Genomic DNA, 15909 nt, shown 5'->3' on the forward strand with positions numbered 1-15909 from the left:
GTTAACCAGTTTTGCACCGATATTGTCATACAGGAGAATAACGGTTACATATACAGGGCCTTTAAAAATTGTGCCTGAAATTGCTCACTGACAGTGAGTTCAAGGTACTCGACCCGATCGGCGATGCCGGCAGCTTCTGCCCGGCGTGTGGTAGACAAAAGGGCCTGTTTGGCGCCAATCCCGGCGGCATTTCCCACCTGACGGAACCGATCTATGGGAATATCGGGAAACATGCCTATGCCAACGGCAGCTTCCACACTGATGTAAGAACCAAAGGCTCCAGCAATAATAAATTCATCAACATCGGCTGCCGTGACACCTGCCGCATCCAGCAGCAGTTCAATACCCGCCCGCATGGCACCTTTGGCCAACTGAATTTCATTGATATCACTGCGGGTCAGAACAATATCATGACCGTTTCCGGTTATGGCAGCGGCGGCTAAAAGCACTTCGGGTAATTTTTCACCCTTGCGGACCAGGGGATGCTTGACATCCAGGGCACCCTTTTCGTTCATTGCCCCGCAGAGCTTGAGCTGGGCAATGGCATCCAGAATACCCGAGCCGCAGATTCCCACAGGCGCCGTATGGCCAATGGTTTGGAAGGCCAGCTTGTTGTCGACAATCTGAACCCGTTCAATGGCGCCGTCCGCAGCCCGCATGCCATCGTGGATATGGGCCCCTTCAAAAGCCGGTCCCGAAGCGGTTGAGCAGGCAATCATGCGACCATGGGCCACAAGGGTTATTTCCGTATTCGTGCCGATATCCAGGCTGATCACCACCCCTTTTTTCTTATGGGTATCCGTGGCAAGAAGCATGGAAAGATGATCGGCCCCGACAAAGCCAGCGATATTGGCCAGCAGATGAACAGTGGCACCGGGTGAAAAAGCCAGGTCAATTTCATCCGCCTTTACATCCAGCGGTGACGATACCGCCGCCACATACGGTGAAAGGCCCAACTGTTCCACCGGCAGGCCCAGCAGCAGGTGATGCATGGCGGTATTACCCACCATGACCGATTCCACAATCTGGGTCGGCAGATAAACCGGTGCATCGGTATCGTCCCCTGCTCCGGCCAGGGCGCAGAGATCAACAGCCAGTTCATTCAACGCATGGATGATGGCTTTTTGCAAAACATCCGATCCGTTCTCATGCATTAAAGAATAGGTGATCCGGGCCATCACGTCTTCACCGTAGGCAATCTGGGGGTTCATGATTCCTTTCAGGGCAAGGGTTTTACCGCTGGCCATATCCACCAGATACCCGGCCACCTTGGTGGTGCCGATGTCCACGGCCATCCCCAGCAAAGGGGTTCCGGGTGCACTGACACTGACCAGTTCGTCACCGCGCAGTCCCACCTGGATTTTCCATTTATTTCCACGTAAAAGGCCGGGAATTTGTTTGAGGACATTCATTCTACGACAATGCAGGGTAGACCCGTTGTTTGTCAAAACAGCAGCGCTGAGTCTCTCAAAATCCGCCTGCAGATCAATGGCCTCGGCTTTAGTCAAGGTCAAATCCAGAATCTTGATGGGCGATTCAAATTCAAAACTGATTTCTTCTCCCTCCACCTGGGTGCGCTGGGTTGCCGTCATGGACTCGGGGGGGACATCCACCCGGGTGGGGCCATAAATTTCAGTTTGACAGGCCAACCGTATACCCGAAGCCAGGTCATCGGAATCAAGAACTTTGATTTCAGTCTCGTTGGGTTTACTCACATGCTCTTGATCATCCAGACGAACCCGACAGGCGCCACAGGATCCCGCACCACCGCAAATAGCTGAAATACCGACTCCTGCCTCCTGGGCCGCTTCTAAAATCGTTGTGCCTGAATCAATTTCCACATGTTTTCCGATGGGTTGAAAGTCAACTTCAATTTTCATTTTTTCGAGTCCTTTAAAAATTTTTAAATTTAAAAATACTGTTCTTCTGTTCTGATAAAAGAGGCATAAATTCTGTTCTCCAAACCAAGCAAAGCCAGAACCAAATTGAATATTATAAAGTGAAAAGGTGATAATTCCCGCTCCAGCGTTTTATTCTGGCACTTTCAACTAAAAAAACATGGCTGGAGGCAAGCCCAAACGTATAAGAGAACGTTACGGTAACACATTAATCGTTACCAATGACATACGGTAACGCAACCTTAAATCCATCAAAATTTCAAGACCTTGGACTATCTTGCCAGGTTGGACGAACATATTCCCGGGAGATATGAGCAGACTGTGAAATACAATTTGGACAGAAAACAGTTCATTGAGTAGCCACTATAAAAAAAAGAATCAGCTTTTAAAGGTAATCTTTGGATCACTGGGCAATGCCAGCCCCACCCCCACCTCCAGGGCCTTGAGAATGGCTGCCGGCACAGGACATGACACATGGGGAATATTGACCTTGCATGCCCCAAGCACCTTTGACTGCCCTTTTTTAAACAGCTCGTCCATCACATTCAACGGTTCTGTCCCAAGGGCCGCAGCCACTTTCTTGTAGTTCGGGCACTGGCTTTCAATAGAAAGCCTTGCCATGTATCCCGGCTCCGGTTTTATTTTTATGGTTGTTGTAAAACCGCAAATTCCTGCAAAAACATCCACTTCAGTCGTTGAATCCTTACCCATGATCGATACTTCTCCTTGATAATTAAAACCTGCCATAAACACTTTGACGCCATAAACGCCTTGATTCTTATAGAGAGGGTTACAACAAAAATCAACTCTTTCACCAACTTTTTCCTCAAACCTAAAAGTTGCCGCGGTAGTTGGCTGGATACGCAAAAAGCCTGCCATCATAAAAAACCAGAATCAAAATGCTCAAACAGCACCCATCCGCTACCATGGGTGGACGCATAATTTGGGAGTCATAGTCGATTTTTTTTTAAAATGGCTTGACAGTGATATCTTTCCCTTTTATAGTTCCCGGTTATGACTGTCAGTAAATAAGTACTCGATTTTCGGGCTTCAATTTAAATAAAACGGGACAAACTTTTTAATGATCAGATCGATATAACCCATGATCATGAAGGCGTACCCCTGAAAAAAAAGCAGTCAGCTCCGAACATCAAGTAGACATTGAAAAAGGATATTTTCCAGACAATGGTACTATTTGCAGGAGCAATGATTGTCTTTCTGGCCGGGGCCGTTTTCCTGCCGTTTCTGGGCCGCAGCAAAAGGGCAAATACGGCAGGGGCCCTGTTTGCATTGGCAGGTTCCGTCATGGCCATGGCCGCAAGTATTGATGCCATCACCAGGGATGGATTTGACCTTGTTCTCCCCTGGAAATTTCTGTTGGGATCTCTCCATTTAAGAATGGATCCGCTGTCCGGTTTTTTTGGTCTGGTTATTTGCCTGGTGTCAGGGTTTTCCGCCATATATGGCGCACGGTATATGGATGCCTATGCAGGCAAAAAGCATCTGGGTATTGCCTGGTCCCTCTATCTAATTCTGACGGCCAGCATGATGCTGGTCATAACAGCATGGAACGGCGTGCTTTTCCTGATCGCCTGGGAAATCATGTCTGTTTCCTCTTTTCTCCTCGTTATCTTTGAATTCCAACGACCCGGGGTGCTCAAGGCCGGATGGATATATCTTGTCGCCACCCACCTTGGAACGGCCCTGCTGCTTGTGATGTTCATGGTCATGGGGAAAAACAACGCCTATGATTTTAACCTGGTGCAGGCTTCAAGCACGGGGGCTTCCCTGGTTTTTATCCTGGCCGTCATCGGTTTTGGAACAAAAGCAGGCTTGCTGCCCTTCCATGTCTGGCTGCCCGAAGCCCACCCGGCTGCCCCCTCCCATGTCTCCGCCGTGATGAGTGCAGCAATGATAAAAACAGGGATTTACGGCATTATCCGTATCTGCATGCTCATTGGCCCCCCAAAAGCGTCCTGGGGATGGACATTGATCATTATAGGCGCTATGACCGGAATTTTCGGCGTAATGTCGGCCCTGGCCCAGCAGGACATCAAACGACTACTGGCATATTCCAGCGTTGAAAACATGGGAATCATATGCATTGGCCTAGGACTCGGTTTCCTGGCTTTGAGCACAGGTCACCCGTTCATCGGCGCCCTTGGCATTTCAGGAGGGATGCTGCATGTGTTGAACCATGCCCTGTTTAAAAGCCTTTTATTCTTTGGGGCCGGTTCCGTGCTCCATTCCACCCATACCCGGGACATGGAAAAAATGGGGGGACTCATGAAATCCATGCCCGTCACTGGGACCACCTTTGTAATCGCTTCGGCAGCCGTTTGTGCCCTGCCGCCGTTGAACGGCTTTATCAGCGAATTCCTCATCTATTTTGGTGCCTTTTCTTCCCTGTACGCAAGTAAAGGCACCTTCAGTGTCCTGGCAGGTATTCTCGTCATCGTCTCCCTTGCCCTTATCGGTGGACTTGCCCTTGCCTGCTTTTCAAAGGCCGCAGGAATTGTTTTCTCAGGGCACCCCCGGTCTTCTGAAGCCCGTGATGCCCATGAATCACCCCTTGCCATGGGTATTCCCATGATCGTTCTTGCAGGCCTCTGTCTTCTGGTCGGAATATTCAGCCCCCTTGTCATTGACTTTTTTCAACCTGTCTTTGAAACCGTAATCAACAGCCTTGGGTCAACAGGATTCGCCCGCCTGAAATCTGCTGCCATCCCCCTTACCATGATCAGTAGAGCAGGCCTGATCATCCTGGCCACCATACTTTTACTTGCCGGCCTTCGCCGGTATCTTTTAAAAAACAGGACCATTCATACAACCGGCACCTGGGATTGCGGATATACCGCACCAACCGCCCGGATGCAATACACGGCCTCCTCGTTTGCAGACCCGATCACCGGCATGTTTGGCGCGATCCTCGGGTCCCGGAAAGATTTAAAAGCCGACACCTCCCTGTTCCCCATTTTTTTGTCCATAAAGACCCGCTCAACAGACCTCTTTATGTACCTGTTATATCGACCCGTATTCCATGCCATAGCATGGGTGGCTTTAAGGTTTCATTTTCTTCAGCGGGGATATAACCAGCTTTACATCCTTTATATTGTTATAACGCTGCTGGTATTGCTGCTCTGGCAAGTTTGATCAAAGGAACCCCATGCGATTTATCACTATCATTCACGTCCTTTCCGCCCTGATGTTGTCCCCTGTGATTCCTGGAATCATAAACAAAGTAAAGGCCCTGTTTGCAGGAAGAAAAGGAAAGCCTGTCCTGCAAATGTATTATGATCTGGGAAAATTATTAAGAAAAGGGAGCGTTTACAGCAGAACCACCACCTGGATATTCAAGGCCTCTCCACTGATCAGCACGGCAGCGGGTGTCGTCGGTGTCATGCTTGTTCCCCTGGGCAATGGATCCAACCTTCTGACCTTTCAAGGGGATATGATTCTGGTGGTCTATCTGTTCGGTTTTTCAAAGTTTGCCACGGTAATGGCAGCCCTTGACACTGGGTCTGCATTTGAAGGCATGGGCGCAAGCCGTGAGGTCCAGTTCTCCATGCTGGCGGAACCCGCCATGCTGCTGGGACTCTGTGCCCTGAGTGCATTGAGCGGGGAAACCTCCCTGAACACCATGTTTACCTCCCTGCAGACAGGAACCCGCCCGATTCTGGCAGCCGCCATATTCATCGTACTCCTTGCAGAAAATTCAAGAATTCCCTTTGATGACCCCAATACCCACCTGGAACTGACCATGGTCCATGAAGCCATGATCCTTGATCACAGCGGACCTGATCTTGCCCTGATAGAATATGGTGCCACCCTCAAGTTCTGGATTTATGCCTCCCTGACAGCCAGTCTCCTGGTTCCGCCAGGAATTTCCGGAGAAGGCAGTTCCCTGGTTGCAGGCCTGATCGCCCTGTTTCTTGTGGCGGTGGCAGTGGGAATTGTTGAATCAATCATGGCAAGACTGAGACTTATTCGGGTTCCTCAACTTCTGGTCGGGGCAACAATTTTATCATTGATCAGCCTGATTCTTATTATAAGGTAAAAAAAATGACCTCAACATTTAACTTCCTGGTTATTCTCTTGATACTTCTCAATTTCAGGCTGCTCAGTTCAAGCCGCCTGACCCCGTGCATTCATATCCTCATGATGCAGGCGGTGATATTGACCTGTGTCACCTGGCTGACCCATCAGAGTAACATGGACATACGTCTGATGATCCTGCTTGGCGTCAATATTGCCTTAAAAGCAATAGCGATGCCATGGATGCTGAGCCGTGTTGCCCATAAAACGGCTATTTCACGGGAACTTGATCCCATTGTGGGATACACGGCATCCCTTATTATCGGAGCATTCCTGCTGGGTTTCAGCGTCTTGATTTCACGACCGCTTTACCTTTCCCATACGGTCGTTGAAACCTTATTCCTTCCGGTGTCCCTGTTCACCATGTTTTCCGGACTGTTTATGACCATTGCCAGGAAAAAGGCCATCACCCAGGTGCTTGGCTATATGGTAATGGAAAACGGCATCTATACCTTTGGCATGGCCATGGCCATCCAGGAACCCTTTATTGTGGAATTAAGTGTTCTGCTGGATGTTTTTGTGGCGGTTCTGATCATGGGTGTTGCTATTTTTCATATCAGCCGGGAATTTGATCATATGGATACGGATCGGCTGTCTGTTTTGAGGGATTTATGATGATATGGCTCATCCTTCTGGTTCCGGCTGCTGCCGGCCTCATCTGTTTTCTATCGCGCAGCAGAAGCCTGTGTCGGTATCTGCTCTGTGTGGCTGCTGTTTTCCATTCCCTGCTGGTTGGATGGCAATGGTTCAACCATGGTAGTGCGCTGCAGTCTGCCTGGATCGGCCTGGATGACGCCGGTCTCCTGTTCCTTTCCATTACAAGCCTGCTGTTCCTGGGGTCATCGGTTTATACCTTTGGGTATTTGAAAGCCGAAGCCCAGGGGCACAGGCGGGATATGGAAGAAAATATTTTATTCAAAAACAGCAACGACGCCGTATTCACCGGTTGCCTGCTTTTTTTCCTGTCCACCATGTCCCTTGTAACGGTCAGCCGGCACCTGGGGCTCATGTGGGTGGCAATTGAGGCGACCACGCTTTCCAGCGCGCCATTGATCTATTACCATCGACACCACCGCAGCCTCGAAGCTGTCTGGAAATACCTTCTGATCTGCTCCATTGGAATCGCCCTTGCCATGCTGGGAAATTTCTTTATTGTTGTTGCCGGATCCAATATCAACGCCACAGGGAGTCTTTTATCCCTGGACACGCTTATGGCAAATGCCACCCGCCTCAATCCCACATGGCTCAAGGCCGCCTTTGTCCTCTGTCTTGTGGGGTACGGCACTAAAATGGGGCTTGCCCCCATGCACAACTGGCTGCCCGATGCCCACAGCGAGGCTCCTTCTTCGGTTTCAGCCCTGCTTTCCGGAGCGCTCTTAAACTGTGCCTTTCTGGTGCTGTTGAGAATCCATGTGGTCATGACCGCAGCCGGTCTCGGCCAGACCAGCGGCCGGCTTTTCATGATCCTGGGTCTGATATCCCTGGTGATTGCTGCGATCTTCATCATTGGCCAAAAAGACTTCAAACGGATGCTGGCCTATTCCAGTGTGGAACATATGGGGATCATCGCACTTGGCATCGGGGTTGGAGGAATTGGAATCTCCGGCAGCATATTCCATGCCGTCAACCATTCCCTGATCAAGGGCATGCTGTTCATGACAGCAGGGAATCTGATGACATCCTACCAGACCAAAGATATTGCCGGTGTAAGCGGACTTATCTATACCCGACCTGTAACTGCAATACTCTGGCTTGCAGGAACCGTCGCCATCATCGGGTCTCCCCCCTTTGGCATCTTTTTAAGTGAGCTGACAATCCTGGGCGCCATGGTCGACAAAGCCCGCTACGGGGTCGCTGCTGTTTATCTTTTGACCCTGGGAATTATCTTTGCCGCCCTGTCGGCAAAAGTACTGCCCATGGTATTTTCACAACCACCCGGGCAAACCGATCCGAAAAACACCTCCCCGACAGATCCGGAACCTGCCTGGTCCATTGCGCCCCTTGCCGTTTTCGGCATTCTTTCCCTTATCCTGGGGATCTACATGCCCCCATGGCTGGCAAAGGTCCTTGACGGAATCACCCTGTATGTTGGAGGACAATAATGGGGAATTCCCCAAAAAAAAGTTTAACGCTTTCCGATTGGACAGCGATTGACTACAACGACTGCCCGGTTGTCAGTATGGCTGATTTTCGCACCACCATCCTTGATGATGTCCGGAACAATTACCGCATCTGCTCATTCTTCGGTACTCCCAACCCAGAGGAAAAGATCCGGCTGATCTGCGTACTGGCAAACGATGATGCAGGCTCAGTGGAGGTGGTTGCAGCAGATACTGATCCTGCCTTTCAAAGTTTGACACCCGACTGCCCCCAGGTCCAGGCATTTGAGCGTGAAATCTACGAGCAATGGAATGTCCTGCCCCAGGGACATCCCTGGCTCAAGTCAGTCCGGTCCCACCCTCCAGTAGTCGCTGCCCATGGCAAAGCTGCCCATGCAGGTACAACAGATTTTTTCAGCATCGATGGAGAAGAAGCCCATGAGGTGGCGGTGGGCCCTGTCCATGCCGGCATCATAGAACCTGGACATTTCAGATTCCAATGCCATGGCGAGACCGTTTATCATCTGGAAATCAGCCTGGGATACCAGCATCGGGGGGTTGAACCGGCCCTTAAAGACGGGCCCGACAAACGGACGCTCCATTATTTTGAAACCCTTGCCGGCGATACCTCCATTGGCCATGGAACGGCAGGCTGCTGCATGATTGAGGCCCTTGCAGGTATAGACGTCCCGCCAAGGGGCCAGGCCATACGGGCAATTGCCGCTGAGCTGGAACGGATTGCCAACCATATCGGTGACCTGGGTGCCATTTCAGGCGATGTGGGGTTTTTACCGACCATGAGCTATTGCGGACGCATCCGGGGCGATGCCCTCAACCTGACCGCCATGATCTGCGGCAACCGATTTGGACGGGGCCTTGTCATCCCGGGCGGAACCGCATGGGACATCACCCACGCACAAACCGGGGAGTTGCTCAGACGACTGGATGAAATCCATGCAGATGCCCATTCAGCCATTGAACTGATGCTCAACACACCCTCGGTGCTTGCCCGTCTTGAAAACACAGGACAGGTTCCCACCCAGACAGCCCGGGAAATTGGCCTTGTGGGACTCGCGGCCAGGGCATCCGGACTGAAACAGGATGTCAGAACCAGCCATCCCTACGAAAACTACCGCCTTACCCCACTGCCCGTGATAACCAGGAAAACAGGGGATTGCCTTGCCCGTGCCCAGATCCGGTGGGGTGAGATTCAGGCGAGTTTTAAATTCATCCGCACGCTGCTTGCCGACCTGCCTGGCGGGGAAGTTGCCAACCTATGGGAGGGGAAACTTCCCCCCCAAAAAATGGCCACTATTCTCGTGGAAGGATGGCGGGGAGAAATCTGCCACACGGCTGCCACGGACAGCGCTGGGAAATTTTCATTTTATAAAATTGTTGATCCCTCCTTCCATAACTGGTTCGGCGTTTCCCTGGCCCTGCGCAACCAGCAGATCAGCGACTTCCCCCTGTGCAACAAGAGCTTTAACCTCTCCTATTGCGGTCATGATCTCTAAATATCGAGGAAGAAAAAATGTTTGATATCATAAGAACACGCTTTCAACAGAAATATCGAACCCTGTCATGGCCCCGGGGCCCTGCCCCAGAACTGCCCCATCGCTATGCAGGACGACCGATAATGGATGGCGACTGTCTTGAAAATTGCACCGCCTGTATCGACGCCTGCCCCACCGGGGCGATTTCCCTGTCCAACAACCAAAACCCAGCGCTACCGGCAGAGTTGTCCATGGATCTTGGCAAATGCCTTTTCTGCCGTAAATGTGAAACCGTGTGCACCCATGGGGTTATCACCTTTTCACGACAGTCCAGGATGGCTGCAACCCAAAGGGATGCCCTTATCATTAAAAAAAACAGCCCCGGGTTTACCGAACCCCTGACGAAAAAAGCCCCGGCAATTTTCAAAAAATCACTGAAACTTCGCCAGGTCTGTGCAGGCGGATGCAATGCCTGTGAAGCAGACACCAATGTTCTGGGGACAATCGGATGGGATTTAGCAAGGTTTGGAATTGACTTTGTTGCTTCACCAAGGCATGCAGACGGCCTTTTGGTAACAGGCCCTGTAACCCGCAACATGGAAACTGCCCTGAAAAAAACCTATGATGCCCTTCCCTCACCCAAGATCGTCATTGCCACCGGTGCCTGTGCCATATCCGGAGGACCCTATGCCGGTCATGCACAGCAGCATAATGGCGTGGACGCCATACTCCCCGTTGACCTCTACATTCCAGGATGCCCCCCCCATCCCTTCACCATCCTTGAAGCCCTGCTCTGCTATCTGGGTAAAATTTAGCCCGCTGCATCATAAAAGAAGGTTTCCATGGACGCTTTTTCAACCTTACCATTAACCAAACCAATGATCGATAACCTGGGGACTATGGGGTACCACAGGATGACTCCAGTCCAGGCCGGGGGGTTGCCCCATGTGCTCAAGGGGGAGGACCTGCTGGCCCAGGCCAAGACCGGAAGCGGGAAGACAGCGGCGTTTGGCATTGGCTTGTTGCATAACCTGAACGTGAAACGTTTCAGGGTCCAGGTCCTGGTGATGTGTCCGACCCGGGAGCTGCCCCATTCTCATCGCAACGGACGTGGCAGCCAGGGGCCTTGATATCAAAGGCCTCAGCGCGGTGATCAACTTTGATCTTCCCTTTGAGCCCGAGGTGTATGTCCACCGCATCGGCCGGACAGGCCGGGCCGGAAAAGAGGGCATGGCCTTTTCCCTAATGACCCCCAAAGAGCGGTTCCGGATGGAAGAGATCAACACCATGATGGGTGCTTGTTTTGGGGTGTCGGATGTGGAGGTGCTTGAGCCCGCCATCGAAGAGGATGCCATCGTCCCCATGGTGACCCTCTCCATCAACGGTGGCCGCAGGAGCAAGCTCAGGCCCGAAGATATACTGGGGGCACGGACCAAGGATGGGGGGCTTGCCGGCACCAGTGTGGGCAAGATCAACTGTTTTGATTCCAGCATAACGACCTCCTGTTGACCTTGGTTGACTGTTTTATGTTGCAATCATAGCGGGGATTGTTTAATAAGTATAATTATACAACATCAACCATAGCTAAAGTTATACTTATGTTACAGAATCTGGATCGGTTAAAAGTCTTTTACCATGTGTTTGCGCAGGAAAGTGTTGTTGCTGCAGCCGATGCGTTGTTTGTCAGTCAGTCTGCCGTCAGCCAGGCTATTCAAAAGCTGGAAAGGGAAGTGAACAGTCCCTTGTTCATCCGCCTGCACAAACAACTGGTACCAACGGCGGCAGGTGAACAGTTGTATGAAATTGTCCAGCCGTTTATGGCCGCCCTTGACACCTACCTGAAGAATCTTGAGATGGGGAAGGACCACCCCGTTGGTGAGTTACGTATCGGAGCCCCACCCGAATTTGGAAAAGCCTATCTGCCATCCCTAGTGGCAGGGTTCAGGGAGCAATATCCAGATGTATCGTTCACCCTTAAATTTGGAACCCCGGAAACCTTGCTGCCGCAGCTCAGGAAGGGGCTGGTGGATTTTGCTTTGGTGGATGTATTTTTAACCAGAAGCACACACCTGGGTTCCCTTGATATGTACCATTTTAATCCTGTTGTTGAAGAGGAGGTCATACTTGCCTGCTCCAGGCAGTACCATGAAAATCGGGTAAAAGGCGATCACTCGTTCGTCTCTTTATCAAAACAAAATTTCATCACCTACACAAAAGACCTGCAAACGATTAAGCAGTGGTTCAAACACCACTTTTCAAAAAAAAATATACACGTTCGTGATGTGTTAACTGTGGACAGCCACCGGGCAGTGATCTCCGCGATAAAAAGCAATATTGGCATGGGGATTGTTGTATCCCACCTGGTGAAGGAAGAGCTTGAAAATGGACAGATTGTTCATATAAAAACGACCAGTTCCGAAATTATAAACTCGATATCCCTTGCCCATTTGCAGGACAAAATCCCCACCTTTACAGAAAAGGTTTTTGAGCGCTACCTGGTAGACAAAATCAGAACCATGATTCCCCAGGGTAATTCTGGCATGAAGATTCCAGGCCATTGAAACCTCTGGTTCCTCTTCTGTCCCATGTCATGGCAACAATGAATAGATTCCCAGACCTCCGACATATAGTCTTGCAAACCATCTTATAGAAAGCGTTTAGGTGTTAAGTTTAATCTTGAATTAACACGATGACCTGCTGCTGCGGTTAGCAGTAGCAGGCCATCAGCACCGCTTGTTAGGCGTTTTTATTTTCGGTTCCGTTTTTCATCTGCTTCCCCAGATCGACAGACTTGAGAACGTATGGGATATTTACGCCGCAAAGCACATTGGTGATTCGTACCAAGAGCCAAAAGGCCCCGATTGGCAGTAGAATGACCTGAATTATAAATAATGCCACATACAAGTATGACAGCTTTAGAAGATTGGATACCATACTGCTCATATTCTGAATCATTGCATTAAGTGCTACACTTAGATCGGATGTCTTTTCTCCGACAAATCCAAATCCATTCTTTATGGACCCCCAAATACCGTCGACTTCAGGTATGCTCATATTCTTGAGGCGTTCCATCTCTGGAGAACTCATTGCGAGTTCATCCTTGGCCTTGGCGATCTCCGGTGAGAAATAATGATCATTCAAATAGGAACTTATAATTGAGGCAGTCGGCAGGCATAGGCGTGCAACGGCCAAGATGATGAGGGCTTTCAGCACGACAATTCGCAGCGCCGTTGCCCGGCCTCCTTTAAAAAAAGAAAGGGCAACAAATGCAATTATTGACAGACCAATGAGGGCAGGTACAAATGCGACACACAATTCATATGCTATTTTCTGGATCCCCAAAGAAACGATAGCTGTAATGAGAATGTCAGATGCCCGTTCGGTCATATCATCAAGTGGGTCCAAGGCCTGTCCGGCTGCCAATGCCACACCAAGCCCTCCCGGCTCAATCTGGATCTGGGACTCCTTTACAACAGAGACGGAAGCGTTAACTACTCTGCAAACACCATAGACCAATCCCGCCTTAGTCATTGCATCGGAAAAGTAAGCATCTGCTTTCTTATCCACATATGGCAATTTAAGACCAGGCAACATGAACAAAGTCAACGCAACGGCTATCAGGAGGATGGGTTTGGCAATGGATAAATGGATTTTCATTCAATTTCTCCACCTAACGTTTTAGGGTATAGAGGACTTTAAATCCTTAGTACCACTTCAATTTGGACCTTCAAAAATACTGTTTGATGTTATCTTAGCACAACTTAACCGTAAATTACTGGCAAAACTCTCATTCAGGTGCCTATACTCGAATTCAACCATATTTTGACTGTTTAACTCAACTTTCGGGATTGGCTGTTTACCTGGGGTCAACCCAGGAATAACACAGCATGTTTCGTCCTTCCTGGGGCTGGCTACACATTTCAAATCTATAATTTTTTCTTATATGCTTGTGACAAAAAGCAAGTTGTTATGCAGGTTTCAGTCTGACTGTACCATTGCATTTCACGGCATAAGTTCAAACTGGTTTATAATTCAAGGAATCGGAGCATGATGCCCTCACGCCAGGGGGATGGACTTAGTCGGTTCGCTGTTGCTGAGGACACTATAAACAAAATTCAAGATTCTGATAAAAATATCCGGGCACGGCGATTTTTATCACGCGTCGATTTTAGAACCACACTCCCTTACCTGGCGACTGGGCTGTTTTTGATCATTGAAATTATAACTGGCGGAAACGAAATTGAACATCAGATCCACTGGATCTATTCCTTTGCTGGCAGAAAAAAATAAACACGAAACATATGACGCAACTAAGCTTCTCGATCAAGACGGTATAGAACAGCAACCAAAACCAGACTGCCTGCCAACATCCAGATTGACCCGAACAACCACAAGGCGAGTGATACTGACAAATAAAATCCACGCATACCGATGGTGTAATGCAATGCGCCGTGATTGAGAACATGGGTAACAGCTTCCTCAGAGACGCTGGGATCGTCCTGTTGAAACGTGTTGATCATGAACCCGACGTGATTGTAATAGCGGATGCATAGTGTAAAATTAAAAAAAGTGATAAAAAAAACTATCCCCAGCAACATCAGTTTGAGCATCCACAATGCTTCGGTTTTTGTTCCCAGCAGATTGAACGCATTGGAAACCTCAATGAATACCCCCGGCCGAAAAGCTGCGTTGAGAGACCCAATACAGATAAGAAATGCGGTGGACGCTAAAAAGGTGGCAGCCATCAGTTGATTGCGCAGCGTCTGTATCGCCAGGATGTCTCGTTTTTCTTTCATGATCCCATTCACCCACATACGTCTCGCGTGATTTGTAATTCCGATGGCTGTCATCAAGGGATCATGGCGGACCTTTAAATAAAGGTGTATGTGATAGGAGACGAGAATGACAATTGTAGAAAAGACCAAAACAATTTCGAACAGTGAATTAATGGACATATTTATTTCCCGGCATGTAAAATGCTGTTTTTATATTGCTTTCATATTATACACAGGCCCTGTTTTCCAAGGCCCTTACATCATCACCACGGATTCTATGAAGAATTTTTGTAAATATCAAGCAAGCATGACCTCGCTGCATAATTTGCATAATTGTTGAATTTCAAAAGCCTTCTGAATTCAAATAGTATCATTGATACGGTCTGGGGTCTGCAATAATGGTATTATTTATAATAATCCACTTTCTCAAAAAAGAGCCCCAGAACAAAAAAAGATGAATAGTTCTGGAACTTTTTCCTTTTGAGATCAACGGCTCAATCTTTTTAGAATGGGATCGTCATTTATTGATATATTGGGAGGGATCTCTATTATGACAGCATGGTTGCCAAGATATTTATGAGAAAAATTGAAGCTGTAAATATTCTTCTCAGATGATATCGACACCTCAATTTTCATGTCCAACGATGAGCACCAGGCTCAAAATGCCCCGCGCGGGCGCGGGGCATTTTGTAGATTGAACGTTTAGAATCGGCTTATTTTTCTAATGGCTTATGGCAGAACCACCAGTCAAAGCATTCAAATGCATCTGACTTCTCCATGCGTTTTTCCGCATCAGCTTGATTCGTTGATGGCGGCATAATGATTCTATCACCTATCAATTCATTATCGGGCCAACCAGCCGCAACAGCCCCTTGCTGGTCGGATATTTGAAGGGCTTTGACTGAGCGGACAATTTCATCCATATTTCTACCCACTTCTTGTGGATAATACATGATCAAGCGAACCTTGCTATCTGGATCAACGATGAATACTGCTCGCACAGTGTTGGTTCCTTTACCCGGATGCAACATGCCGAGTTTCATAGCAACGGAATCATTGGCTGCAACAATAGGAAATTTGATATCCACGTCGAGTTCAGCCTTGATCCACTGTACCCATTTAATGTGAGAAAATACTTGATCAATGGACATACCAATCAACTTGCAACCAAGTTTTTCAAACTCCTCGTATCGTTTTTGAAACGCCACAAACTCTGTTGTGCAAACGGGTGTGAAGTCTGCCGGATGACTGAACAGCACAAACCATTTTCCCTTCATATCGCCGGGGATATTCATGGGACCGTGTGTTGACTGGACTTTTAACTCAGGCAACGCATCCCCGAGCAACGGCATATTTACTTTCGTTTCTTCCATTACCTCTTCTCCTTTGCATGTGCCGCCAGGTTGATTTTTAGCATTCCAGATGGCGGTGTTAATCTGGATGCCTAACACCTAAAAGTTACGAACAAAATTCATTACCCCCTGATGTTTCTCCAGAAGACGTGTGGAACTATGATTTAAAGATTCCAATCTGCTGCTTAAAGGGCTGA

General features: G+C 49.0%; 15 protein-coding genes. 10 read left to right on the forward strand and 5 right to left on the reverse strand.

The annotated features are described in order from the left end of the window. Positions 1–44: 44 nt before the first annotated feature. Both HRM2_RS19210 and HRM2_RS19215 read right to left on the reverse strand, forming a co-directional pair. Positions 45–1880 carry an ASKHA domain-containing protein gene (locus tag HRM2_RS19210; RefSeq protein ID WP_015905696.1) on the reverse strand — a complete coding sequence of 612 codons (1836 nt, stop codon included), beginning with the start codon at positions 1878–1880 and terminating at the stop codon, positions 45–47. 396 nt (positions 1881–2276) lie between these two features. Further along, a complete protein-coding gene (locus HRM2_RS19215; RefSeq protein WP_015905697.1) occupies positions 2277–2609 on the reverse strand; it encodes a DUF6951 family protein in 333 nt (110 codons plus the stop codon). 474 nt (positions 2610–3083) lie between these two features. Here HRM2_RS19215 and HRM2_RS19220 point away from each other — a divergent pair, with 474 nt between their 5' ends. From HRM2_RS19220 to HRM2_RS19260, 9 genes are all read left to right on the forward strand, one after another. After that, on the forward strand, positions 3084–5051 hold the full coding sequence (locus HRM2_RS19220) for a proton-conducting transporter transmembrane domain-containing protein (protein ID WP_015905698.1): 1968 nt from the start codon (positions 3084–3086) through the stop codon (positions 5049–5051). A 13-nt stretch (positions 5052–5064) separates the two neighbouring features. Beyond that, positions 5065–5955: a respiratory chain complex I subunit 1 family protein gene (locus HRM2_RS19225; RefSeq protein ID WP_015905699.1), complete on the forward strand. Its 891-nt coding sequence runs from the start codon at positions 5065–5067 to the stop codon at positions 5953–5955. Between the two features lie 5 nt (positions 5956–5960). Beyond that, positions 5961–6608, forward strand: coding sequence for an NADH-quinone oxidoreductase subunit K (locus tag HRM2_RS19230; RefSeq protein WP_015905700.1), 648 nt, complete (start codon positions 5961–5963; stop codon positions 6606–6608). Beyond that, positions 6605–8095 (forward strand): proton-conducting transporter transmembrane domain-containing protein, encoded by a 1491-nt coding sequence (locus tag HRM2_RS19235; protein WP_015905701.1) that lies wholly within the window; start codon positions 6605–6607, stop codon positions 8093–8095. The genes HRM2_RS19230 and HRM2_RS19235 overlap by 4 nt, the downstream gene beginning before the upstream one ends. After that, positions 8095–9606, forward strand: a complete 1512-nt coding sequence (locus tag HRM2_RS19240) for a hydrogenase large subunit (protein WP_015905702.1) — start codon at positions 8095–8097, stop codon at positions 9604–9606. The genes HRM2_RS19235 and HRM2_RS19240 overlap by 1 nt, the downstream gene beginning before the upstream one ends. Before the next feature lie 17 nt (positions 9607–9623). Next, complete coding sequence (gene nuoB / locus HRM2_RS19245) at positions 9624–10400, forward strand: NADH-quinone oxidoreductase subunit NuoB (RefSeq protein WP_015905703.1); 777 nt, start codon at positions 9624–9626, stop codon at positions 10398–10400. Between the two features lie 63 nt (positions 10401–10463). Beyond that, positions 10464–10715 (forward strand): DEAD/DEAH box helicase, encoded by a 252-nt coding sequence (locus HRM2_RS19250; protein WP_269719590.1) that lies wholly within the window; start codon positions 10464–10466, stop codon positions 10713–10715. Continuing rightward, on the forward strand, positions 10696–11094 hold the full coding sequence (locus HRM2_RS28095; protein ID WP_015905705.1) for a helicase-related protein: 399 nt from the start codon (positions 10696–10698) through the stop codon (positions 11092–11094). The genes HRM2_RS19250 and HRM2_RS28095 overlap by 20 nt, the downstream gene beginning before the upstream one ends. A gap of 89 nt (positions 11095–11183) precedes the next feature. Next, a complete protein-coding gene (locus tag HRM2_RS19260) occupies positions 11184–12146 on the forward strand; it encodes a LysR family transcriptional regulator (protein ID WP_015905706.1) in 963 nt (320 codons plus the stop codon). Positions 12147–12321: 175 nt separating this feature from the next. Here HRM2_RS19260 and HRM2_RS19265 read toward each other — a convergent pair whose 3' ends face one another. Further along, on the reverse strand, positions 12322–13242 hold the full coding sequence (locus tag HRM2_RS19265) for a hypothetical protein (RefSeq protein WP_015905707.1): 921 nt from the start codon (positions 13240–13242) through the stop codon (positions 12322–12324). A 390-nt stretch (positions 13243–13632) separates the two neighbouring features. Here HRM2_RS19265 and HRM2_RS19270 point away from each other — a divergent pair, with 390 nt between their 5' ends. Further along, on the forward strand, positions 13633–13875 hold the full coding sequence (locus HRM2_RS19270; RefSeq protein WP_015905708.1) for a hypothetical protein: 243 nt from the start codon (positions 13633–13635) through the stop codon (positions 13873–13875). Positions 13876–13895: 20 nt separating this feature from the next. On the opposite strand, the gene HRM2_RS19275 is transcribed toward HRM2_RS19270, so the two are convergent. Together HRM2_RS19275 and HRM2_RS19280 are read right to left on the reverse strand one after the other, a co-directional pair. Beyond that, on the reverse strand, positions 13896–14540 hold the full coding sequence (locus HRM2_RS19275; protein WP_015905709.1) for a DUF599 domain-containing protein: 645 nt from the start codon (positions 14538–14540) through the stop codon (positions 13896–13898). A 533-nt stretch (positions 14541–15073) separates the two neighbouring features. Next, positions 15074–15733, reverse strand: coding sequence for a peroxiredoxin (locus HRM2_RS19280; protein WP_015905710.1), 660 nt, complete (start codon positions 15731–15733; stop codon positions 15074–15076). Positions 15734–15909 lie beyond the last annotated feature (176 nt).

This window comes from Desulforapulum autotrophicum HRM2, from assembly GCF_000020365.1.
In the GTDB taxonomy this organism is placed as follows: domain Bacteria; phylum Desulfobacterota; class Desulfobacteria; order Desulfobacterales; family Desulfobacteraceae; genus Desulforapulum; species Desulforapulum autotrophicum.

What these genes read in the sequence shown, in the direction of transcription:
- HRM2_RS19210 (WP_015905696.1), bottom strand. Translation starts at nt 1,880, where the DNA reads ATGAAAATTGAAGTTGACTTTCAACCCATCGGAAAACATGTGGAAATT.
- HRM2_RS19215 (WP_015905697.1), bottom strand. Translation starts at nt 2,609, where the DNA reads ATGGGTAAGGATTCAACGACTGAAGTGGATGTTTTTGCAGGAATTTGC.
- HRM2_RS19220 (WP_015905698.1), top strand. Translation starts at nt 3,084, where the DNA reads ATGGTACTATTTGCAGGAGCAATGATTGTCTTTCTGGCCGGGGCCGTT.
- HRM2_RS19225 (WP_015905699.1), top strand. Translation starts at nt 5,065, where the DNA reads ATGCGATTTATCACTATCATTCACGTCCTTTCCGCCCTGATGTTGTCC.
- HRM2_RS19230 (WP_015905700.1), top strand. Translation starts at nt 5,961, where the DNA reads ATGACCTCAACATTTAACTTCCTGGTTATTCTCTTGATACTTCTCAAT.
- HRM2_RS19235 (WP_015905701.1), top strand. Translation starts at nt 6,605, where the DNA reads ATGATGATATGGCTCATCCTTCTGGTTCCGGCTGCTGCCGGCCTCATC.
- HRM2_RS19240 (WP_015905702.1), top strand. Translation starts at nt 8,095, where the DNA reads ATGGGGAATTCCCCAAAAAAAAGTTTAACGCTTTCCGATTGGACAGCG.
- nuoB (WP_015905703.1), top strand. Translation starts at nt 9,624, where the DNA reads ATGTTTGATATCATAAGAACACGCTTTCAACAGAAATATCGAACCCTG.
- HRM2_RS19250 (WP_269719590.1), top strand. Translation starts at nt 10,464, where the DNA reads ATGATCGATAACCTGGGGACTATGGGGTACCACAGGATGACTCCAGTC.
- HRM2_RS19260 (WP_015905706.1), top strand. Translation starts at nt 11,184, where the DNA reads ATGTTACAGAATCTGGATCGGTTAAAAGTCTTTTACCATGTGTTTGCG.
- HRM2_RS19265 (WP_015905707.1), bottom strand. Translation starts at nt 13,242, where the DNA reads ATGAAAATCCATTTATCCATTGCCAAACCCATCCTCCTGATAGCCGTT.
- HRM2_RS19270 (WP_015905708.1), top strand. Translation starts at nt 13,633, where the DNA reads ATGATGCCCTCACGCCAGGGGGATGGACTTAGTCGGTTCGCTGTTGCT.
- HRM2_RS19275 (WP_015905709.1), bottom strand. Translation starts at nt 14,540, where the DNA reads ATGTCCATTAATTCACTGTTCGAAATTGTTTTGGTCTTTTCTACAATT.
- HRM2_RS19280 (WP_015905710.1), bottom strand. Translation starts at nt 15,733, where the DNA reads ATGGAAGAAACGAAAGTAAATATGCCGTTGCTCGGGGATGCGTTGCCT.